The sequence below is a fragment of the Streptomyces sp. SDT5-1 genome, assembly GCF_052245995.1.
Classification (GTDB): domain Bacteria; phylum Actinomycetota; class Actinomycetes; order Streptomycetales; family Streptomycetaceae; genus Streptomyces.
In genome coordinates this window covers 5,454,871-5,476,473 of sequence record NZ_CM125963.1, presented here as the reverse complement: position 1 = coordinate 5,476,473, position 21,603 = coordinate 5,454,871, and the positions used below count along the sequence as shown (strand labels likewise).

General features: G+C 70.5%; 18 protein-coding genes and 2 tRNA genes. 7 read left to right on the top strand and 13 right to left on the bottom strand.

What is annotated here, in order from left to right; translation table 11 throughout:
• Positions 1–41: 41 nt before the first annotated feature.
• Entirely contained in the window at positions 42–2,252 is a 2,211-nt protein-coding gene (gene katG, locus ACTWJ8_RS25380; protein ID WP_356374077.1) for a catalase/peroxidase HPI, read from the bottom strand.
• A gap of 137 nt (positions 2,253–2,389) precedes the next feature.
• Here katG and ACTWJ8_RS25375 point away from each other — a divergent pair, with 137 nt between their 5' ends.
• The 4 genes from ACTWJ8_RS25375 (at position 2,390) to ACTWJ8_RS25360 (ending at position 5,771) form a co-directional block, all read left to right on the top strand.
• Complete coding sequence (locus ACTWJ8_RS25375; protein WP_356374078.1) at positions 2,390–2,809, top strand: Fur family transcriptional regulator; 420 nt, start codon at positions 2,390–2,392, stop codon at positions 2,807–2,809.
• Positions 2,810–2,974: 165 nt separating this feature from the next.
• A complete protein-coding gene (locus tag ACTWJ8_RS25370; protein ID WP_356374080.1) occupies positions 2,975–3,733 on the top strand; it encodes an ABC transporter ATP-binding protein in 759 nt (252 codons plus the stop codon).
• Positions 3,730–4,599: an ABC transporter permease gene (locus ACTWJ8_RS25365; protein ID WP_443260357.1), complete on the top strand. Its 870-nt coding sequence runs from the start codon at positions 3,730–3,732 to the stop codon at positions 4,597–4,599. The genes ACTWJ8_RS25370 and ACTWJ8_RS25365 overlap by 4 nt, the downstream gene beginning before the upstream one ends.
• A 38-nt stretch (positions 4,600–4,637) precedes the next feature.
• Positions 4,638–5,771, top strand: coding sequence for an ABC transporter substrate-binding protein (locus ACTWJ8_RS25360; protein WP_443260356.1), 1,134 nt, complete (start codon positions 4,638–4,640; stop codon positions 5,769–5,771).
• 56 nt (positions 5,772–5,827) lie between these two features.
• Here the strand turns inward: ACTWJ8_RS25360 and ACTWJ8_RS25355 are convergent.
• The 4 genes from ACTWJ8_RS25355 to ACTWJ8_RS25340 all read right to left on the bottom strand — a co-directional run bounded on the left by ACTWJ8_RS25355 (position 5,828) and on the right by ACTWJ8_RS25340 (position 11,352).
• Positions 5,828–5,901, bottom strand: a tRNA-Met gene (locus tag ACTWJ8_RS25355).
• 410 nt (positions 5,902–6,311) lie between these two features.
• Positions 6,312–8,108 carry a tetratricopeptide repeat protein gene (locus tag ACTWJ8_RS25350; RefSeq protein WP_356374085.1) on the bottom strand — a complete coding sequence of 599 codons (1,797 nt, stop codon included), beginning with the start codon at positions 8,106–8,108 and terminating at the stop codon, positions 6,312–6,314.
• Between the two features lie 228 nt (positions 8,109–8,336).
• Positions 8,337–8,410: transfer RNA gene (locus ACTWJ8_RS25345), tRNA-Met, on the bottom strand.
• A 47-nt stretch (positions 8,411–8,457) separates the two neighbouring features.
• Entirely contained in the window at positions 8,458–11,352 is a 2,895-nt protein-coding gene (locus ACTWJ8_RS25340) for a UPF0182 family membrane protein (protein WP_356375871.1), read from the bottom strand.
• 139 nt (positions 11,353–11,491) lie between these two features.
• Here ACTWJ8_RS25340 and ACTWJ8_RS25335 point away from each other — a divergent pair, with 139 nt between their 5' ends.
• On the top strand, positions 11,492–12,034 hold the full coding sequence (locus tag ACTWJ8_RS25335) for a PPA1309 family protein (protein WP_356374087.1): 543 nt from the start codon (positions 11,492–11,494) through the stop codon (positions 12,032–12,034).
• Positions 12,035–12,115: 81 nt separating this feature from the next.
• Here ACTWJ8_RS25335 and ACTWJ8_RS25330 read toward each other — a convergent pair whose 3' ends face one another.
• The 4 genes from ACTWJ8_RS25330 to ACTWJ8_RS25315 all read right to left on the bottom strand — a co-directional run bounded on the left by ACTWJ8_RS25330 (position 12,116) and on the right by ACTWJ8_RS25315 (position 15,290).
• A complete protein-coding gene (locus ACTWJ8_RS25330) occupies positions 12,116–13,204 on the bottom strand; it encodes a YlbL family protein (protein WP_356374088.1) in 1,089 nt (362 codons plus the stop codon).
• Between the two features lie 68 nt (positions 13,205–13,272).
• Positions 13,273–13,467 carry a hypothetical protein gene (locus tag ACTWJ8_RS25325; protein ID WP_443260355.1) on the bottom strand — a complete coding sequence of 65 codons (195 nt, stop codon included), beginning with the start codon at positions 13,465–13,467 and terminating at the stop codon, positions 13,273–13,275.
• A 149-nt stretch (positions 13,468–13,616) separates the two neighbouring features.
• Positions 13,617–14,081 (bottom strand): molybdenum cofactor biosynthesis protein MoaE, encoded by a 465-nt coding sequence (locus tag ACTWJ8_RS25320; RefSeq protein ID WP_356374092.1) that lies wholly within the window; start codon positions 14,079–14,081, stop codon positions 13,617–13,619.
• Positions 14,082–14,177: 96 nt separating this feature from the next.
• On the bottom strand, positions 14,178–15,290 hold the full coding sequence (locus tag ACTWJ8_RS25315) for an SDR family oxidoreductase (protein ID WP_356374094.1): 1,113 nt from the start codon (positions 15,288–15,290) through the stop codon (positions 14,178–14,180).
• Between the two features lie 192 nt (positions 15,291–15,482).
• Between ACTWJ8_RS25315 and ACTWJ8_RS25310 the strand changes: the two genes are divergently transcribed.
• Both ACTWJ8_RS25310 and ACTWJ8_RS25305 read left to right on the top strand, forming a co-directional pair.
• Entirely contained in the window at positions 15,483–16,973 is a 1,491-nt protein-coding gene (locus ACTWJ8_RS25310; RefSeq protein WP_443260354.1) for a zinc-dependent metalloprotease, read from the top strand.
• Entirely contained in the window at positions 16,970–17,494 is a 525-nt protein-coding gene (locus ACTWJ8_RS25305; protein WP_443260353.1) for an NUDIX hydrolase, read from the top strand. The genes ACTWJ8_RS25310 and ACTWJ8_RS25305 overlap by 4 nt, the downstream gene beginning before the upstream one ends.
• An 83-nt stretch (positions 17,495–17,577) precedes the next feature.
• On the opposite strand, the gene ACTWJ8_RS25300 is transcribed toward ACTWJ8_RS25305, so the two are convergent.
• The 4 genes from ACTWJ8_RS25300 to ACTWJ8_RS25285 form a co-directional block, all read right to left on the bottom strand.
• Positions 17,578–18,333, bottom strand: coding sequence for an AIM24 family protein (locus ACTWJ8_RS25300; RefSeq protein WP_356374100.1), 756 nt, complete (start codon positions 18,331–18,333; stop codon positions 17,578–17,580).
• A gap of 17 nt (positions 18,334–18,350) precedes the next feature.
• The gene (locus tag ACTWJ8_RS25295; RefSeq protein ID WP_356374102.1) at positions 18,351–19,031 is read right to left on the bottom strand and encodes an AIM24 family protein; all 681 of its coding nucleotides are present in this window, start codon (positions 19,029–19,031) and stop codon (positions 18,351–18,353) included.
• An 11-nt stretch (positions 19,032–19,042) separates the two neighbouring features.
• A complete protein-coding gene (locus tag ACTWJ8_RS25290) occupies positions 19,043–20,746 on the bottom strand; it encodes a TerD family protein (protein WP_443260352.1) in 1,704 nt (567 codons plus the stop codon).
• A gap of 114 nt (positions 20,747–20,860) precedes the next feature.
• On the bottom strand, positions 20,861–21,457 hold the full coding sequence (locus tag ACTWJ8_RS25285; RefSeq protein WP_356374106.1) for a M48 metallopeptidase family protein: 597 nt from the start codon (positions 21,455–21,457) through the stop codon (positions 20,861–20,863).
• Positions 21,458–21,603: the final 146 nt, after the last annotated feature.

Here is a 21,603-nt window from a genome sequence, read left to right as displayed (position 1 = left end):
AACCGGCCCTCTCACTCACTTCACTTCACGCGGTGACGCGCTCAGCGCACGTCGAACCGGTCGAGGTCCATGACCTTGCTCCACGCGGCGGCGAAGTCCTTCGCGAACTTCTCCTTGGCGTCGTCGCTCGCGTACACCTCGGCGAGGGCACGCAGCTCGGAGTTGGCACCGAAGACCAGGTCGGCGCGGGTGCCGGTCCACTTGACCTGACCCGAGGCGTCGCGGCCCTCGAACTCGTCCTGCGCCTTCGTCGTCGACTTCCACTGGGTGTCGATGTCGGTGATGTTGACGAAGAAGTCGTTGGTCAGGACGCCCGGACGCTCGGTCAGGACACCGTGCTTCGACCCGCCCGCGTTGATCCCGATGACACGCAGACCACCGACGAGGACGGTCATCTCGGGCGCGCTGAGGGTCAGCAGGTTCGCCTTGTCGGTGAGCAGGAACTCCGCCGGGAGGCGCTGGCCCTTGCCCACGTAGTTGCGGAAGCCGTCGGCCTTCGGCTCGAGGGCCGCGAAGGACTCGACGTCCGTCTGCTCCTGCGTGGCGTCGACACGGCCCGGCGTGAACGGGACCTCGATCTCGACGCCGCCGTCCTTGGCGGCCTGCTCGACGGCCGCGGAGCCCGCGAGCACGATCAGGTCGGCCAGGGAGACCTTGCGGCCGCCCGCGGCGTTGAAGGACTCCTGGATGCCCTCGAGCACGCGGAGCACCTGCGCGAGGTTCTCCGGGTCGTTGACCTCCCAGTTGCGCTGCGGCTCCAGGCGGATGCGAGCGCCGTTGGCACCGCCGCGCTTGTCGCCGCCGCGGAAGGACGAGGCCGAGGCCCAGGCCGCGGACACCAGCTGCGGGATCGTGAGCTCGGAGGCCAGCACCTGCTGCTTGAGCGTCGCGATGTCGGAGGCGTCGATGACCTCGCCCTCGCGCGCCGGCAGCGGGTCCTGCCAGAGCAGCTCCTCGGAGGGGACCTCCGGGCCGAGGTAGCGGACGACCGGGCCGAGGTCACGGTGCGTGAGCTTGAACCAGGCGCGGGCGAAGGCGTCCGCGAACTCCTCGGGGTTCTCGTAGAAGCGCCGCGAGATCGGCTCGTAGATCGGGTCGAACTTCAGCGAGAGGTCCGTGGTGAGCATCGTCGGAAGCCGCTTGACCGAGGGGTCCTCGGGGTCCGGGATGATCGCCTCGGCGTTCTTCGCCACCCACTGGTTGGCGCCGGCCGGCGACTGCGTGAGCTCGTACTCGTACTCGAAGAGGTTCTTGAAGAAGTAGTTGCTCCACTGCGTGGGCGTCTCGGTCCAGGTGACCTCGAGGCCGGACGTGATGGCGTCGCGGCCCTTGCCCTTGCCGTGGCCGGACTTCCAGCCGAGGCCCATCTGCTCCATCGGCGCGCCCTCGGGCTCGGCGCCGACCAGGCCGGCGTCGCCCGCGCCGTGCGTCTTGCCGAACGTGTGACCACCGGCGATGAGGGCGACGGTCTCCTCGTCGTTCATCGCCATGCGGCGGAACGTCTCACGGATGTCGCGGGCCGCGGCGATCGGGTCCGGGTTCCCGTTCGGGCCCTCCGGGTTGACGTAGATGAGGCCCATCTGGACGGCGCCGAGCGGGTCCTCGAGCTCACGGTCGCCCGTGTAGCGCTTGTCGTCGAGCCAGATCTGCTCGGGGCCCCAGTAGACGTCCTCGTCCGGCTCCCACACGTCCTCGCGACCACCGGCGAAGCCGAAGGTCTTGAAGCCCATCGTCTCCAGCGCGACGTTTCCGGTGAGGATCAGGAGGTCGGCCCAGGAGATGCTCTGGCCGTACTTCTTCTTCACGGGCCACAGCAGGCGGCGGGCCTTGTCCAGGTTCCCGTTGTCCGGCCAGCTGTTGAGCGGGGCGAAGCGCTGCTGACCCGCGCCCGCGCCACCGCGGCCGTCGCTGATCCGGTACGTGCCGGCGGAGTGCCAGGCCATGCGGATCATCAGCGGGCCGTAGTGCCCGAAGTCGGCCGGCCACCAGTCCTTGGAGGTGGTCAGGACCTCGGCGATGTCCCGCTTCACGGCCGGGAGGTCCAGGGACTTGAACGCCTCGGCGTAGTCGAAGTCCTCACCGAGCGGGTTCGCCACCGCCGGGTTCTTCGCGAGGATCTTGAGGTTGAGGCTCTCGGGCCACCACTGACGGTTGCCACCACCCTGCGTGGGGTGCGCGGCACGACCGTGCGCGACCGGACAACCGCCCGCCTCCGCGTTGGGGTCCGTCACAAATTCTTGATTCTCGGACATTGGGTGCCCTTCCCGAGTCGTCCTGTCGCTTGGCTATAGCCGAGCTCGATCCTACAATTGACAATGTCTAAGTCAAGGAAAGCTCCAAAGTCACACCCGATCGGGGCCCAGGTCCCCTGACTGTTAGGCTGGTCCTCATGAGTGACCTGTTGGAACGGCTGCGCGGGCGCGGCTGGCGCATGACCGCGCAGCGGCGCGTCGTGGCCGAGGTCCTCGACGGGGACCACGTGCACCTGACCGCCGACGAGGTGCACGCGCGCGCCACGGCGAAGCTCCCGGAGATCTCACGGGCCACCGTCTACAACACGCTGGGCGAGATGGTCTCGCTCGGTGAGGTGATCGAGGTCGCGACCGACAAGCGCGCGAAGCGGTACGACCCGAACGCGCACCGGCCGCACCAGCACCTGGTCTGCGACGTGTGCGGCCAGATCCGCGACGTCCACCCGACGGGGAACCCGCTGACGGCCCTGCCGTCCGAGGAGCGCTTCGGCTTCACGATCTCGGACGTCGAGGTCACGTACCGGGGCCTGTGCCCGAACTGCGCGGCGAAGCTGTAGCACCGCCCACCCCCTCTCTTCCGAAGGGCCCGCACCGTACGGTGCGGGCCCTTCGCGTTGCATGAGCCGGCCACGCACCCCCTTCCGCAATCTGACGGGTCGTCATATTCTCGCGGTCGCCCACCATCAAGCGCCCACGAGAATCCGCCGCACCCCGGAGGGCCCATGCATCCCAAGCTCCAAGCCCGCGCACTCACCCGGACTTTCGGCTCCACGCACGCGCTCGGTCCGCTCGATCTGACGGTCGCCCCCGGCGAGTTCGTCTGCGTGGTCGGCCCCTCGGGCTGCGGGAAGTCCACCCTGCTCCGGATCGCCGCGGGCCTGACCCGCCCCTCCACCGGCACCCTGGAGATCCGTACGACGAGCCCGCGCCCGGCCGCGATGATCTTCCAGGACTACGGGATCTACGACTGGAAGACGGTCCTGGCCAACGTCCGCTTCGGCCTCGACATCCAGAAGGTCCCCCGCAAGGAGGCGAACGCCCGCGCCCGCGACTGGCTCGCCCGGATGGGCCTCGCGGACTTCGCCGACGCCTACCCCGCCGCCCTCTCCGGCGGCATGCGGCAGCGCGTCGCGATCGCGCGGGCGCTGGCCGTGGAGCCCGAGATCCTGCTGATGGACGAGCCCTTCGCGGCCCTCGACGCCCAGCTCCGCACGATCCTCCAGGACGAACTCCTGGAGCTCACCCAGACCACGCAGACCACCACGCTCTTCATCACGCACAGCCTGGAGGAGGCGATCGTCCTCGGCGACCGCGTCCTCGTGATGTCGGCCAGGCCAGGGCGGGTGATCGCCGAGCGCAGGCCGCCGTTCGAGCGCCCGCGCACCGGCGACATCCGCGACACCCCGGAGTTCACGGCCCTGAAGGGCGAGCTGTGGGACCTGCTGCGCGGCGAGGTGCGCCAGGAGGCGGTGCCGGCATGAGCGCGCCGACCGCCACCACCAAGGCGGGGCAGGACCTGCTGGTCCGCGCCCCGGGCCCGGAGGAGCTGCACCCCACGCGCGCCCGCCGCAGGCGCCGCGCCCTCGAACTCTCCCTCGCGATCGCGGTCCCCGTCGTCCTGATCCTGCTCTGGCAGCTCGCGGCTTCCCAGTCCTGGATCGACGAGCGCGTCTACCCGGCCCCGTCCACGATCCTCGCCGACGGCTGGCAGCGTGCGGCCGACGGCGAGCTGTGGCCGGACGTCTGGGCGACCCTGAAGCGGGTCCTCGCCGGCTACGTCATCGGCACGGTGTCCGGCTACCTCCTCGGCCTCCTCATGGGCTCGATCTCCCTGGTCCGCGCGGCCCTCGAACCCCTCCTCGACGCCCTCTACGTCGTCCCGAAGCTGGCCCTGCTGCCGATCTTCCTGAACATGTTCGGGCTCGGCGAGGGCCCGCAGATCGCGCTCGTCGCGGCGACGGTCTTCTTCTTCGTATGGATCTCGACGATGGCGGCGGTCATCTCCGTGCCGACCGGGCACCGGGACGCCGGCCAGGTCTTCGGTGCCTCTCCCTGGCAGATGTTCCGTCACGTCCTGCTCCCCGCGTCGCTGCCCGCCGTCCTGGTCGGGGCGCGCATCGCGGCGGGCGTCGCGGTCCTGGTCATCGTCGCCTCGGAGCAGATCGCGGCGAACGACGGGCTCGGTCACCTGATCTTCGACGCCCGCGCGCTCTTCCAGAACGACGTGATGTTCGTCGGCATCGTCTGCGTCGCCGTCCTCGGCGTGCTCTTCTCCGAACTGGTGCGCCTCGCGGGCCGGTTCCTCACCCCGTGGGCCCCGCGCGACCGCGGCCGCGGCCAGTCCTGACTCCCCCGACTCCCCTCGGTTCCGTGTACGGAGGCTCCATGCGCACCAGACACGTAGGTACGACCCTGATCGCGGCCTGCGCCGTACTGCTCGGCACGACGTCCTGCGCCAAGACCGACACCCCGTCCGACGCGGCGGCCAAGCCCCGGGCCATCAAGGCGGTCGCGGGCTGCGGCGCGGACTCCTGGACCGATCCGAAGGACCGCTCCCCCGAGCGGAAACCGGCCCGCTGCGACAAGGGCGCGCCCGCGCCGCAGAAGCTGAGCAAGCCCCGCAGGCTGACGATCGCCACGGGCACGCTGAGCGCGGAGTACGTGGCGCCGCTCGAAATGGCGGTCGAGAAGGGCGAGTTCAAGAAGGAGGGCCTCGACGTGAAGCTCAAGGTCCTCCCCACGCCCGACGCGCTGCCGCTGCTCGCCAAGGGCGAGATCGACGCGCAGTGGGCGGCTCCGGAGGCGGCCGTCATGAACGGCATCCTCGGCGGCTTCGACATCAAGTGGGTGTCCGGCAACTTCTCCCCCGACCCCAAGTCCAAGAGCGGCCTGTGGGTGCGACTCAAGGACGGGCAGAGCGCGTCGCAGGTGCGGATGGCGGGCAAGAAGATGGGCACGCTGATCGGCAAGGGGTCGGTGGCCTCGTACCCGATGAACATCGCCCTGAAGAAGCACGGCGGCGGACTCGACAAGATCCAGTTCCAGCAGCTCGGCTCGGCGGACGTGCTGACCGGCCTCCAGAACGGGGGCGTCGACTCGGCCTGGCTCCTCGACCCGATCTGGCGCAAGGTCGACGGCGACAAGCGCTACGCGTTCCTCGGCGGGCAGCCCCTGGGCGAACCGCTGGGCGGCATGCTGTTCGGCCCCAGCCTCCTCACCAAGGACCCGGACGCGGGCGTCGCACTCCTCCGGGCGTACATCCGTACGGTCAACACGTACTTCCGGGACGACTACAAGAAGGACCCGGCGTTCGTGTCCGAGCTGGCGCGCATGCTGAAGACGGACAAGAAGGTCCTGGAGGAGACGCCGTCCCTGCGGATGGACTGGGAGATCCGCTCCGGCACGACGGACCGCCTCCAGGCGGCGTACAAGGCGGCGGGCGTCGCGGAGGGCGACCCGCTGCCGGAGTCCAGGACGGTGAACCGGAAGCTGTACGAGGAGGCGGTGGGCCACAAGTAGCCCCGAACACACCTGAGGCCCGGAACCAGTACTGGCTCCGGGCCTCAGGCCTTCAGTAGCGGGGACAGGATTTGAACCTGCGACCTCTGGGTTATGAGCCCAGCGAGCTACCGAGCTGCTCCACCCCGCGTCGGTGAACACAACCTTACGGGACACCCCCGACCAGCGCAAACCGCTCCGCGGGGGACCTGGGGGTGCGGCGCGGCGCACGGGCCGCACGGCTGGGCCGAGGCCCCGTGCGCCGCGCCTCCGGGCACACGCCCACCGACACGCCACTTCCCACCCACCCGCCCCCTCCGGGGGCGTCGGCCCGACGGGCAACCGCAACGGCTACGGGTAGCCCCCCCCCCCCCCAGGGCGGCAGGGTGGGCAAGGCGGCGACCGGCGCAGGCCACACACGTCCGGCTTCAGCCCCGGCGCAGCCGGTAACACCGACGCAGGCCGCGACACACCACAAGCCCCGCCCCGGCGCAGCCGAAAAACACCGACGCCGCCCGCACCCCCGTCAGGCCCGCCCCCGGCGCGGCCCGAAACGCCGGACTACGCCGACAACTCCTGCCGGAGCGCATCGCGCAGACGCCCCGCCCGCTCCGCGACCTCCGCAGGACCAAGCTCGACCGCCCGCGACGCCCACTTCTGCCCCTCGGCGAGATCCCCCCGCCGCGCACACAGCAGCGCGAGCCGCAGCGCCGCCCGCCCATGCCCCGCATCGGCCGCCCGCGTCCACCACAACGCCGCCTCCGGCTCACTCCCCTCCCTGGCAAGGAGAAGCCCCAGGTTGAACGCCCCGTTCCGCGACCCGGCCTCCGCGGCCTCCCGGTACCACCGCGCCGCCTCCACCACATCACCCCGCGCGGCGGCCAGCATCCCGACCCGTACCTGCGCCCGCCGATGCCCGTGCTCGGCGGCCCGCTCGTACCACTCCTCGCACTCGCTCTTCTCGGTGACCGGCTCCCCCAGCTCGTGCCGCACCGCCGGCGGCCGCCGCACGTCGAGCAGCGAGGCGAGCCGGTACGCCGCCTCCCCGCTCCCGCCGCCCGCGGCGCACCGCAGGTGCCGCTCGGCGGCCTGCTCGTCCCCCTCGCGCTGCCGCGCGATCCCGGCCTGCAACGCCGCCTCGGTGTGCCCACCGGCCGCGGCCCGCTCGTACCACTGGAGCGCCGCCGCCTCGTCGTCCCGACTCGCGTAGAGGATCCCGAGATTGAACGCCGCGTCGACGCTCCCGGCCTCCGCCGCCTTGGAGAACCAGGGCTCGGCCCCGACCGCGTCCCCGTTCTGGAGGAGCAGCACCGCGAGCGCGTTCGCCGCCTCACGGTGACCCGCGTAGGCGGCGCGCCGGTACCAGCCCTCGGCCTGCGCGGTGCGCCCCTGCTCGGCGCAGAGCAGCCCGAGGTTGTACGCGCCGTTGTTGTCGCCCGCGTCCATCGCGGCGCGGTACCACCGCTCGGCGGTCTGCGTCTCGCCGCGCTCGGCGTGCAGCGCGCCCAGCGCGTTCGCCGCGTTGCCGTCGCCGTCCTGGGCGGCCCGCAGCCACCACACGGCGGCGCTCTCCTCGTCACCGGCGTCCCGCAGCAGGAACGCGAGGGCGCACGCGGCGCGCGCCTCGCCGTCCTTGGCGGACGTCAGGTACCAGCGCCCGGCCTCTTTCAGCTCGCCGCGCTTCTCCAGGATCGAACCGAGGTGCAGCGCGGCCCGCCGGTGCCCGCGCGCGGCGGCCTGCCGGTACCACTGCTCGGCCTCCTCCGCCGGGTTCTTCTCGCCACCGGAGACGAGCACGTCGGTGCCGCCCTTGCGGTCGAGGGCGCGCGCGAGCCGGTACGCGGCCTCGCGGTGCCCGCGCTCGGCCGCGACTCGCATCCAGCGCTCGGCGCCGACGTCGCTGCGGTGTTCGAGGAGGTCGGCGAGCGCGTACGCGCCCAGGGTGTGGCCGTGCTCGGCGGCCTGGCGCAACCAGTACTCGGCGGCCGGCTCGTCGCCGCGCTCGCGGAAGTGCCGTCCGAGGGCGTGCGCGGCGGGCGCGGAACCCGCGACGGCGGCGATCCGCCACCACCCTGCGGCCTCTTCCGCGTATCCGCGCTGGTGGAGCAGGACTCCGAGGTTGTTGGCCGCGGCCCGGTCACCGGCTCCGGTGGCAGCACGCAGGAGGGGCTCGGCTCCGTCGAGATCTCCGCGGCGCAGCAGCATGGCGCCGAGGACGCTCATCGCCTCGACGTCGCCGGCCTCCGCGGCCAGCCGCTGGCGTGCTTCTTCCGCAGCCTCGCCGGGTTCGTCCCGATCAGTCGGCTGCACAAACCGCCCTGTCTCCAACAGAGTTGCCTTGTCCCCCATAACGTCCATCGTCGCACCACCTGCAACCTGGGTACACCTGGTATACCGCAGCCAGTGAGGTCACTTCAGCGTTTTGTCGACATGCCCACAGGGAGACAAGTGAAACACAGTTTTCTCAACTCCCCCCGAGGGGAGCAGCGTTCGCACATGCTTCGCACATGCCAGCGGCCCATGACGGCAGGGGCCCCGACGCACCGAAGGCCCGGAAGCCGTAGCCTCCGAGCCTTCGATCTTTAGTAGCGGGGACAGGATTTGAACCTGCGACCTCTGGGTTATGAGCCCAGCGAGCTACCGAGCTGCTCCACCCCGCGCCGTTGTGTTGAAACCGTACCACGGCGCGGAGGGGTCACCTGACCGGTCAGCCGCCTGACGCCTCCTTGTCGTCCCCGCTCTTGTCGTTCTTGTTGTCCTCGGCCGCCTTGTCGGCCTTGTTCTGCGCGTCCTCGGCGCGCTGAAGGGCGTCCTGAAGCCGGTCCTGGGCCTCGCCGTAGGCGGTCCAGTCGTTGTCCTTCAGGGCCTTCTGCCCGTCCTTGAACGCCTTGTCGGCGTCGGACAGCGCCTCCTTCACCGTCGAGTTCGCCGGCGGCTGGGAGCTGCCGGGCTTCTCCGGTTCGGCGGGCGTGGACCCGTTCACGTCGAACGCCTGGTTGAGCGCCTCCGACAGCGAGTCCGCGAAGCCGATCTTGTTGCCGTACGAGACGGCCACCTTGCGCATGAGGGGGTACTCCGCATTGCGGCCCTGTGCGTAGATCGGCTCCACATAGAGGAAGCCGTTGTCGAGCGGCACCGTCAGCAGATTGCCGTACAGGACCGTCGAGTCGGCGCCCTTCATGTCGCGCACCCAGTTGGCCACGGTGTTCGACGAGTTGAGCGTGTTCTGCACCTGCTCGGGTCCCGCGACCTTGTCCTCGGTGACTCTGAGCAGCCTTATGGCGCCGTAGTCCTTGCTCGTCGCGTCGGCGTCGACCGCCATGAAGGCTCTCAGGTTGGGCCTGCCGCTCGGCGTGAACGTCGTCGTCAGCGAGAACTGCTGGCTGGTCTGACCCGGCATCTTCATGGACAGGTAGTACGGCGGGACCGCGCTGTTGTCCTTCTTGGTCGGGTCGTTCGGCACCTGCCACGCGTCGGACGCGTTGTAGAACTGGTTCGAGTTCGTCACGTGGTAGAGGCTCAGCAGCTCGCGCTGGACCTTGAACATGTCCTGCGGGTAGCGCAGGTGCTCCTTCAGGGAGGCCGGGATCGCGCTCTTGGGCTCGACGGTGCCCGGGAAGGCCTTCTTCCAGGTCTTCAGGACCGGGTCCTTCTCGTCCCAGGTGTAGAGCTTGACCTCGCCCGTGCCCGCGTCGACGGTCGCCTTCACCGAGTTGCGGATGTAGTTGACCTGGTTCTGCTGGGCCACCACGGCGCGCTGGCTGTCGGCCTCGTTGAGCGAGTCGGCGGTGCTGTCGCCCAGCGTCGTACGGGACGCGTAGGGATAGCCGTTCGACGTCGTGTAGGCGTCGATCACCCACTTGATCTTGCCGTTGACGACCGTCGGGTACGGGTCGCCGTCGATCGTCAGCCACGGCGCGACGGCCTCGACGCGCTCCTTCGGAGTGCGGTTGTAGAGGATCCGCGAACCGTCGCCGATGGCCCCGGAGTAGAGGATCTGCGGCTCACTGAAGGCGACGGCGTACGCGGCGCGGTTGATCGGGTTGGCGAGGTTGACGCCGCCCTTGCCCTTGTAGCTGGTCGTCTTCTGGGTGCCGTCGTCCTGCTCGTAGTCCAGCTCCTTCTGCGGGCCGCCGACGATCGAGTACTGCGTCGTCTTCTCGCCGTAGTAGATGCGCTGGTTGTAGTCGCCCAGGTCACCGGTGGTCGGCAGGCCCGACTCGGTGAACTGCGGGGCGCCTCCCGAGGTGCCGGTGCCCTTCGCCGTCACGGCCCCGTAGCCGTGCGTGTAGACGAAGTGGTCGTTGATCCAGTTCCGCTTGTCGAGCTTGCTCAGGTTCAGCTCGCGCAGGCCGACCACGGTGTCCTGGCCGTTGTAGCGGTCCACGTCCAGGGTCGTCGGGAACTGGTAGTACTTCCGCTGCTGCTCGAGCTGCTGGAAGGTGGGCGACACGATGTTCGGGTCGTTGAGCCGGTAGCTGGCCGCGGAGTCGGACTCCGTGCGCTGCTTCTTGGCGTCGTCGGAACCCTTGCCCTTGTAGTCGACGGGCTTGGCGCCGTCGATCCCGTACGCCTTGCGGGTCGCCTCGATGTTCTTCTTGATGTACGGGGCTTCCTTGGACTGCTCGTTCGGCTGCACCTGGAACTTCTGGACGATGGCCGGGTACAGGCCGCCGATCAGGATCGCCGAGAGCACCATCAGGCCGAAGCCGATGACCGGCAGCTGCCAGGTGCGCCGCCACAGGGTCGCGAAGAAGAGGATCGCGCAGATGACGGCGATGCAGAACAGGATCGTCTTCGCCGGCAGATACGCGTTCGCGTCGACGTACCTCAGGCCGGTCCAGTTGTCCGTCGCCTTGAAGTCGCTCTGCTTCACCGCGAGCCCGTACCGGTCGAGCCAGTACGCGACCGCCTTGAGGGCGACGAACACGCCGAGCAGCACGGACAGATGCCCGGTGGCCGCCGCCGTGGCACGTGCGCCCGGGCTGGTGATCCGCAGGCCGCCGTACAGGTAGTGCGTGAGCGCCGCGGCGACCAGGCCGATCACGGCGGCCGCGAACCCGAAGCCGAGCAGGAAGCGGTACCAGGGCAGATCGAACGCGTAGAACGACACGTCCATGTCGAACTGCGGGTCCTTCTGGCCGAACGGCACACCGTTCACGAACATCAGCCAGGTGCGCCACTGGCTCGCGGCCGAGGCGCCCGCGATCAGACCGACCAGGGCGGTGACGCCGACGAGCAGCCAGCGCTTGAAGGGCGCGATGCCCATCCGGTAGCGGTCGAGGCTCTGCTGCTCCATCGACATGGCGCTCAGCGGCGGGCGCAGGCGGTGCGCCAGCCACACGTTCACCCCGACGGCGAGCGCCATCAGGATGCCGAAGACGAAGAAGAGTCCGATCTTCGTCCACAGCTGGGTCGTGAAGACGGACGAGAACTTGACCGATCGGTACCAGAGCCAGTCGGTCCAGAACCCGGCGAACATGACGAAGGCCATGCCGAGCACGGCCAGGACGCCCAGCGTCAACAACAGCGTCCGGGCACGCCGGGAGGGGCGGCCGACTCTGATCCGCGGTCCCGTCGGGCCCCCGCCGCGGTCCGGCATCTGGAAAGCCAAGGTGTGCACCTCGAAGTTCGATATTCGGTCGGTCGGGCCCCCGAGATCGCGGACCCATCACCTATGCAACTTACTCACGCTTTACTCAGTTCCCGGTTCGGGGCAGGAACGAGGCAGGATTGTGACCATGTCCAACACTCCCATGGCAGCGAGCCCCCTCACCCGCGCCGTACTCGAGATCGACGAGTACGCCTCCGGGCTTGGCTGGGACCAGCCCGCTCGCCTCTTCGCCCTCGTCGACACGGCCGCGCTGCGCGCCCAGGAACCCGCTCTCGCCGCCCAGCTCGGCCTGGAGGGCGAGCAGGAGGCCCCCGGCCTCACCCCGATCGAGCAGGACGAGATCCCTGCCGACAAGCCGCTGGACGAGTTCCTCGGCACCATCGCGTGGCCCGACGCCGTCGTGGGCTGCGCGCTGACCGTCGAGCGCCTCATGCTGCCGCCGTCCGCCGAGGCGTCCGTCCCCGAGGGCCTCAGCGACGCGAAGCTCACGAAGTGGGTGGCCGAGCACCCGGACCGCCAGGAGGTCCGGATGACGGTCGGCGTGCTGCGCGACGGCACCCGCGACTCGGCGCTGCGGCTGCGCGAGAAGGACGCGACGACCGAGGTCCTCACGGGTGAGAACCTCGTGCCGGGTCTCGCGGAGGCCCTGTCGACGACGTTCGCCGACTGACCCTTTTTCTCGTCTACGTAGAGGGGCGCCACCGGGAATCTCCGGTGGCGCCCCTCTACGTAGTGCGGTGTTCGCGAACGCTCAGCTCTTGGCCGAGCAGGTGGGCAGGTCCGACGTCCTGCCGCCGCGGATGTCCTTCAGGGCGTCCATGGCGTCGTCCAGGGTGTTCACCTTGACGAGCGTGAGGCCGTCCGGGGTGTCCTTGGCCGCGGTCGCGCAGTTGTCCTTCGGGGTCAGGAAGTACTGGGCGCCCTTGTCGCGCGCGGCGACGGTCTTCATGCCGATGCCGCCGATGGGGCCGACCTTGCCGTCGTCGTCGATGGTGCCGGTGCCGGCCACGAACTTGCCGCCGGTCAGGTCCTCGGAGGTGAGCTTGTCGACGATGCCGAGGGAGAACATCAGCCCCGCGCTCGGTCCGCCCACGTCGGCGAGCTTGATGTCGATCTCGAACGGGAACGTGTGGTCGGTCCCCGCCTGGATGCCGACGATCGCGCGGCCGTCCTCGGCCTTGTCCGTCGTGATCGTCACGTCCTGCGTGCGGGTCGCCTCCTTGCCCGCCTTCTCCGCGGCGGCCGCCTCCTTGACGGGCACGACCGTGAAGACGACCTTCTCGCCCGGCTTGTGCTTGGTGACGAGTTCGGCGACGTCGGCGGGCTTGGTGACCTTGGTGCCGTCGACGGCCTTGATGACGTCCCCGGCGTGCAGCTTGCCCTGGGCGGGGCTGTCCTTGACGACGCTGGAGGCGATCACCCACGACTTCACGGGGATGCCCAGCTCCTTCAGCGCCGCCACCTTGGCGCTCTCCTGGGACTGGCTGAACTCCTCGGCGTTCTGCTGCGAGGACTGCTGCTCGGTCTGGCCGTCCGGGTAGAGCGTCTCGTGCGGCACGACGATGCTGTCGTGGGCGAGCCAGCCGTAGACGGCCGACACCAGGTTCATGTTGTAGTCGGCGCTGGTGACGCGGACCGTCGTCATGTTCAGGTGGCCGGACGTGTCGTACGTCTTGTGGCCGTTGATCTGGATGACGGGTTCGCCGCCGTGGTCCGCGAGGGTGTTCACCGTCGGTCCCGGCGACATCTCGGCGTAGGGCACTTTGATGAGCACCCCCGCGCACAAGAGCGCGATCAGCATCAGGGTCGAGGCGAGCATCGTCGCAGTGCGGCGTGGCATGGAACGACAGTACGGGACGAGTCTGTCAGTGCACCTGATGGGGCAGGGCCCTTCAGGTGCCCCGGTGCTCAGGTGCCCTGATGCGTCTTCTCCATCTCGGGCTCCATGTGGTGCGTCTTCTCCATCGCCTCGCGGAAGCGCGTGTATCCGCTCAGCTCGGTGACGTCACCCGTCTTGTGCCGCTGCCGACCGGCCCAGATGCCCCAGAGCCCGGCGGCCACCGCAGCGACAACCGGAATGAGCAGCCATAGGAGAGCTGCCATGCCGACCTCCCGACCCCATGAGCGACTGCTACCGACGTATCAGCAGATTAACCATCCGCAGTCACAACGCTCGCCGCAGGGGGGCGGTTACGCAACCGGAACGCGCCCTCGCACAAACGGAGTCGGGCCGGTCCCGGTGACGCCCGGGGCTAGCAGGCGCCCACCCACTCCTCGGTGCCGTCGGAGAACGTCTGGTGCTTCCAGATCGGCACTTCGTGCTTCAGGTCGTCGATGAGCTTGCGGCAGGCCTCGAAGGCCTCTCCCCGGTGCGGGCAGGACACGGCGACGACGACCGCGAGGTCGCCCACCGTCAGGTCGCCGATCCGGTGCACGGCCGCGAGGGCGCGCACGGGGTACTCGGCGGTCACCTTCTCCGCGACGCGGCGCATCTCCGCCTCCGCGGTCGGATGGCAGGAGTAGCCGAGCTTGTCGACATCGGCCCCGCCGTCGTGATTGCGCACGGTCCCCACGAAGAGCGCGGTGCCGCCCGCCGCGTCGTCGCCGACGGCCCGGAAGACCTCGTCGACGGAGAGCGGCGTCTCTCGGATGGCGAGCAGCTTGATCGGGTCCTGTGCCCTCAGCTCGCCGGGGTGCTCGTGCTCAGTGGGTGCCATGCCCTCATCGTGCCGCACGCCGCCGACAACCGTGAATAGCGTTTTCGACCACCACGCGCGCGTGGTGGCTTGGAGCCTCCTACAGGTGCGCCGGGCTCAGATGCGCCGGCGCGCCTTGCGCACGCGCCGCACCACGGCCGCCGTACCGAGCAGGGCCACGGTCGCGCCCGCCGCGCCCGCCGCGGTGGCGTCCTTGCGGCCGAGGCGCCTGCCCGCCACGGTGCGCCGTCCCGCGACCTCTCCGAGGAGTTCGGAAAGAACCTCCTCGTTGGTCCACTGGGGGCGCCAGCCGGAGTCGTGCAACCTGCTGCCGCTCACCACCCACGGGTACATCGTGTACGCCAGGTCGCCCGCCGGGGAGGGCGTCAGGCCGATCCGGTGCAGCCGGGCCGCCGCGCCGAGCGCGACGGCGGAGGGCAGCTCCATGCGCCGGATGCCGCTGAGCTCCTCGACCTCCTCCTGCTCGAGCCAGCCGTCGCAGCCGACCGCGAACTCCCCGTCGACCCGCTCCAGGGCCGCGTGCTCCAGGGCGCTGCACAGGTCGTCGACGTGGCAGAACTGCCAGGCGGGCCGGGAACCGGCCACCACGAGGAGGCGCGGCGACTCGAAGTACCTGGTCAGCGCGGTGTCGGTGCCACCGACGAGGACGGCGGGGCGCACGACGGTGACGTTCAGGCCGGGGTGCGCGCGGGGCGCGCGGCGGGCGAGTCGCTCGACCTCGAGGAGGTCGCCCACTCCGGTGGCCTCCGCGGTGGCGCGCAGTTCGGCGTCCTCGGCCAGTGGCAGCTCGTTGTCCTCCAGGGCTCCGTAGACCATGGTCGAGGTGCACAGGACGACCCGGTGCACGCCCGCCGCCGCCGCGGCCGTCAGGACCGTCTGGGTGCCGCGCACGTTGTAGGCCGTACGGGCGGCGGGGTCGGACTCCAGGTCGAGGTCGAGGGCGAGGTGCACGACGACGTCCGCGCCGCGCAGCTTCTCGGCGATGGCCGGGTCCCGCACGTCCAGGACGTGCCAGGTGGCGGACGCGCACTCGCCGCGCCGCTCGTCGATGGCCAGCACCTGCTTGATCTCGTCCGAGGCGGCGAGCCGCTCCGTGAGCAGGGCGCCGATGCCGGACGCGGCACCGGTGACCGCGACGACGGGCCCGCGGACGGCGGGACTGGCTGAGGGGTTTCGCGCTGCGCGAACCTGCGGATCTGGGGAACTCACCGGGCGTCTCCAGCGGTTGTCTTCAATACGTACGTGTATGACGCGTACGTACCAGGAGGCATCCATCCTGCCGCAGGCCATTCGTCGGCGAAGCACTGAGGCCCGATCCGGTCATGGTGTCTACGCTGGGTGTGTAGTCGGGCAGTCGCCGCCGGGCCAAGAAACCGGCGGCCCAACCAGCCGAGGAATCCCGTGAGTGACACCCCATTCGGTTTCGGCCTTCCGCCGGAGGAGCCGGAAGACGGCGACGAGGGCAAGAAGAAGGACCAGCAGGGCGGTGGCGGTCAGGGACCGGCCGGCCCGTTCGGATTCGGGTTCCCGGGCCTGCCCGGCGCGGGCGGCCCGGGCGGCGAGGGCGGTGACAACCCGTTCGCAGCCATGTTCGGATCGATGAATCCGAACGATCTGGGGGCCGCCTTCCAGCAGCTCGGCCAGATGCTCTCCTACGAGGGCGGCCCGGTGAACTGGGACATGGCGAAGGACATCGCCCGCCAGACGGTCTCGCAGGGCACCCAGGACGGCGTGAAGGACGCCAGCGTGGGTCCCGCCGAGCGCAGCTCCGTCGAGGAGGCCGTGCGCCTGGCGGACCTGTGGCTCGACGACGCGACGTCGCTGCCCTCGGGCGCGCACTCGGCCGTGGCCTGGAGCCGCGCCGAGTGGGTCGAGGCGACCCTCCCGGTGTGGAAGGAGCTCGTCGACCCGGTCGCCGAGCGCGTGGGCATGGCCATGGGCGACGTGCTGCCCGAGGAGATGCAGGCCATGGCGGGCCCGCTGATCGGCATGATGCGCTCCATGGGCGGCGCCATGTTCGGCCAGCAGATCGGCCAGGCCATCGGCGTGCTCGCGGGCGAGGTCGTCGGCTCGACGGACATCGGCCTGCCGCTGGCCCCGGCCGGCAAGGCGGCGCTGCTGCCGCTGAACGTGGAGGCGTTCGGCAAGGACCTCGGCGTCCCGCAGGAGGAGGTCCGCCTCTACCTGGCGCTGCGCGAGGCCGCCCACCAGCGGCTGTTCGCGCACGTGCCGTGGCTGCGCTCGCACCTGTTCGGCGCGGTCGAGGGGTACGCGCGCGGGATCAAGGTCGACACCACGAAGCTGGAGGACGTGGTCGGCCAGTTCGACCCGCAGAACCCGGAGCAGATCCAGGAAGCGCTCCAGCAGGGCATGTTCCAGCCCGAGGACACTCCGGAGCAGAAGGCCGCCCTGGCCCGCCTGGAGACCGCTCTGGCGCTCGTCGAGGGCTGGGTCGACGCGGTGGTCCACGCGGCCGCGAAGCCGCGTCTGTCGTCCGCCGACGCGCTGCGCGAGACGCTGCGCCGCCGCCGTGCGACCGGCGGTCCGGCGGAGCAGACCTTCGCCACGCTGATCGGCCTCGAGCTGCGTCCGCGCCGGCTGCGGGACGCCTCGCGGCTGTGGGCCTCGCTCACGGACGCGCGCGGGGTGGACGGCCGGGACGGCCTGTGGGCGCACCCTGACATGCTGCCGACGGCGTCCGACCTGGACGACCCGGACGGCTTCGTGCACCGCGACGAGCAGCTGGACTTCTCCGAGATCGACAAGATGCTCGGTGAGGCGGCGAGCGGCGGCTCCAAGGGGTCCGCGGGCTCCACGGACTCCACGGACTCCACGGGTGAGAAGCCGAACCTGACGAAGGACGACGAGGACGAGGGCGACGCCGACAAGTGAGCCTGTACGACGACACGGTTCTCGTGCTCAAGGGCTACGAGGACCAGCCCGACCTGCGCCAGGCCTACCTGGACCATCTGTCGGAGCACGGTGACGAGGGTCTGTGGAAGCCCTGCACGGCGGGGCACATCACGGCGAGCGCCCTGGTCGTCGACCCCGAGCGCGGGCACGTCCTGCTGACGCTCCACAAGAAGCTCCAGATGTGGCTCCAGATGGGCGGCCACTGCGAGCGGGACGACACGACGCTCGCCGCGGCGGCCCTGCGCGAGGCGACCGAGGAGTCCGGCATCCCCGGGCTCACGCTCCTCGCCGGTGGCCCGGTCCGCCTGGACCGGCACCCGATCCCGGGTCCGTGCACCCAGCACCTGGATGTGCAGTACGCGGCGCTCGCCCCCGCGGACGCCACGGAGGCGATCAGCGACGAGTCCCTGGACCTGCGCTGGTTCGGCTACGACGAGGTGGCGGACGTCGCCGACGCGTCCGTCGTCCGTCTCGTGGAGGCCACGCGGGCGCGGCTCTGACGGTTGTACGTGGTCTGAGGGTCCTACGTGTAAGGGGCGGTCGCCAATGACGACCGCCCCTTACACGTGCTCTCACGGAGGCGTCAGCTCCAGACGTTCCCCTGGTTCTGCCCACGGGCGCCCTGCTGGCCCATGCCGTACTGCGCGGCGAGGCCGCCGCCGATCGCGGCGTTCTGCGGCGGCAGCAGCTCGCTGGGCTGGACGAGCGCGTAACCGCTGCCCATGAAGGAGAGCTCCCAGCCCTCACCGGTGTTGCCCCGGCGCCGCCAGACGCCCGAGGAATGCGTCTGCGCCTGCATCTGCACCCGGAGACCGGTGGACCAGGCGACGATGGCGTCCGCGTCCGCGTTGACGTAGCGGTCGGGCGTCACCTGGAGCATCAGCGGCTGCCCCGACGTCATCAGGGCGACCTTGCCGTGCCCGGTGATGTTGAGCTGGTACTTGCCCGAGCCGGAGATGCCGAACTGGCTGTCCACCGCGATCACTTCGTGGTGCAGCGAGGAGTCCATCGCCAGCACGTAGCTGCTGTCGACCGTCAGACCGTCCTGCTCGACATCCACTACGTGGATGTACTGGGCGAGGTTCGCGAGGTAGACGGTGCCCTGGCCGTGGCAGCGCATCAGGCTGAGGCCCTCGCCGGTGTGGGCGCGGGCGCGCCGCTGTCCGGACGACTGGTACTCGCCGTCGAACTCCACAAGCCCCTGGTAGGCGACCATCGCGCCCTTGCGGGCGAGGATGTCGTCGTGGCCTTCCAGGGCGACCCGCAGCATCTGCGGGTTCTGCACCGTGTAGCGCTCCTGGGTCTGCTGCTCGGTGTGCGCGAAAAGCGGGCTCTGCATGGTGTGTTCGCTCCCCCTCAGCCCCGGACTCGGAGGCGGTCGGTGCTGTCCTCGCTGGGCTGTACGACGACGATGCCTTCCCCGGAGAAGCCCATCTGGTAGGCCTCGCCGCTGCCGCGCCCGATGAGCGAGCCGGCCCGGAAGCTGCGCTTGCCCTTCACCTTGAGGCTCGGCGACCAGGCGATGAGCGCGTCGGGGTCCACGTACGTCTCGTCCTCGCCGCGGCCGCAGTCGACCACGATGGGGGTGCCCCGGGAGGTCAGGGCGACGTGCCCCTGGCCACCGACCGTGATGTTCCACAGCCCCTGCCCGGTGAACTTGGCGAGGCCCTTCACGCGCTCGACGCCCCACTGGAGGTGCGCGTCGAAGGCGAGCAGGTTCGTGCCGTTGACGGAGATCGACTCGCCGCCGAGGTTGATGACGACGACGTCGGCGCCGTAGTCGGCGAGGTACAGCAGGCCGTCGCCCGAGCACTTCATGAGCGGCGCGCCCTCGCCGGTGATCCAGTCGCGGGCGATCTGGCGTACGGCGGGCGGGTTGGGCTCGTACTGGACGAAGCCCTCGTAGGCGACCATCGAGCCCACGCGCGCGAAGAGGTCGTTTCCGGTCTGCATGGCGACCTTCAGCATGTTGCTGCCGTGGTTCTCCATGCGGGCGGCGACCGGGGTCGGGGCGAAGCCCGTGAGTGGCTGGTTCATGACGGGCTCCCTCAGACCTCGTACGGCTGGACGACGATGAAGTTGCCGGGTGCGCCCCGGAACTGCAGGTTGACGCCTTCGCCGCTGTCGCCCGGGTAGGCGTTGCGGCGCATGCGGACCTGGTTGGAGACGATCGCCTGCGCGGCCGCGGACCAGGCCACGACGGCGTTGGAGTCGGCGAACGTGGTCGGCGTGACCGGCAGCACGACGGGCGTGCCGTGGGTCTTCACGACGACCGTGCCGGTGCCCTGGAACTGGAGCACGAACAGGGCGCCTCCGGGGATGCCGTGGCCCTCGATCCTGCGCACCTCGTGCTGGAGGCTCTCGTCGAACGCGAGGACGTTCTCCGCGGAGACGCAGATCGCGTCGCCCTGGAGCTCGATCGGGTGCACATGAGTGGCCTGTTCCGCGAAGAAGACCTGGCCGCGGCCGGAGCAGCGCATCAGCTGCATCTCCTGGCCGGTGGCGTTGCCCACGATGCGGCCCGCGAACCCGGCGCCCTTGTAGCTGAATTCGACCTTGCCCTGGTAGAGCACCATGCTGCCCTGCCGGGCGAGGACGGGCTGGTCGCCGCTTGCCCCGAGGTCGACACGGATCAGCTTCTTGTTCTGGAGCGTCCACCGCTGCCCCGTGGGGGCCTCGCGGTACTTCTCCAGGGCGGCGGCCACGCCCGGCGCCGCGGCCTGCTGCGGGACGCCCTGCGGGGCGGGGGTCTGACCGAAGACCGGCTGGCCGGGAGGCGTCGGCGGCTGCTGGCCGAAGCCCTGCGGGGCGGGCGGCGTCGGTGCCTGCTGGCCGTAGCCGGGCGGCAGGGTGGCGCCGCCCTGGCCGGGGACCTGGCCGAACTGCGGCTGCTGGGGCGGCTGCAGGTCGTACTGGGCCGGGGCGCTGGGCGCCGGGGGCGGCGGGGGCGGGACCGTGCCGGGCGGCGTGGCGAGCGGGGCCGCGATGGTGGGCGCCGCGTGCACCGAGGGTGCGGCGGGGGCCGGGGGCGGCGTGGGGTCCTGCGCGGGGGCGGGGCTCTGCGGGGGCGCCGGGGCCGGAGCCGGGGCGGGCGCGGGGGCCGGTGCGACAGGGGCGGGGGCGGGCGCGGCCGGGGCCGCGAAGGCCGGCGGCTCGGCGGCCTGGGCGGGCGGCGCGAAACCGGGAGCCGCGGACTGCTGCGGGGGCGCGGCGGCGGGCTCCTCCTCGGCGACCTCGCCACCGAAGTTCTTGAGCAGCGCCTCCAGGCCGCCGTCGAAACCCTGGCCGACGGCGGCGAACCGCCACACGTCCTTCAGGTAGAAGTCGCCCAGCATCACCGCACGCTCGGTGGAGAACTCACCACCGTGGAACGAGTACCGCGCGACTTCCTCACCACCGGCGACGATGCGGATGTACCCCGGGGCGACCTGCGACATCTGCCCCGCGCCGTCGATGGTCGCGGTGAACGACAGCTTGTGGATGTTCGCGGGAATCCTGTCGAGCGTGACGCGGAAGGATTCCGTGTCGCCGGCCTGCGCACCGAGCAGCTGGACGGATTCCTCGGGCGTTTTCGGCTGGTTGAAGAAGACGAAATACCGGTCGTCCGACAGCCTTTCCTCGGCGTCGAGGCCGAAGCAACTGATGTCGAAGGTCAGTCCGGGGCCGGTGATCTGCACGCCTACGTACAGATCCGTGCCTGCGGTGAGGTCACTGATCTTGGCCTTGTGGCCGCGTTGGAATTCCCTGGCCATGCGTAACGACCGTCCCCCATCCCGATGGTGATTGCGTCGCGCCAGGCTAACCGGAAACGCTGACAGTGGGTGAAGTCGGTACACGCCTGGTACAGAAGCGGCCTCGTGGGGCGCTCAGTCGCCGCGTGCGGCGGGCAGGTGCGGAAGCCGGTCGGCGGCGACCACTCCTTCGAGGTAGCCGCGCGCCCGCTCGGTGCGGGGATACGCCTCCAGGAGCCGCCAGAACCGGGGGCCGTGGCCGGGGACCAGCAGGTGCGCGAGCTCGTGGACGAGCACGTAGTCGACGACGTACTCGGGCATGCCCTGGAGCCGGTGGGAGAGCCGGATGCTGCCCTCGGCCGGGGTGCAGGAGCCCCACCGGGTGTTCTGGTTCGTCACCCACCGCACCGAGGCGGGCCGCGCCTTGCCGTCGAGGTACTGGCCGGACAGGCGCTCGGCGCGCTCCGCCAGCTCGGTGTCGCCCAGCACCCGCTTGCTCTCCTGCGCGGCGAGCTTGTCGAGCATGACGCCCACCCAGCGCTTCTCCTCGGCCTCGGACATGCGGGCCGGGATGAGCACCACGGTGCGGTCGCCCTCGCGGTACGCCGAGACCGTCCTTCGGCGCCGGGAGCTTCTGCGGACCTCGACCGCGCCAGGCCCCAGGCCACCCGAGGGCGGTCTGGTCGTGCTGCGCTGTGTGTTCGTGGCACGGTGCAGTGGGTCGGCGGACACGCCCCGACGTTACCCGCTGGACCGGGCGGAAGTCCCGCCTCCGGAACTCTTCGGTGCGGCCCCGCGAGCCGCCGGACAGCCACGCTCGGAGTTAGTACGACTATCACCCACAGCCTGTGGACAACTTTCCGCACGACGCGGCGCGG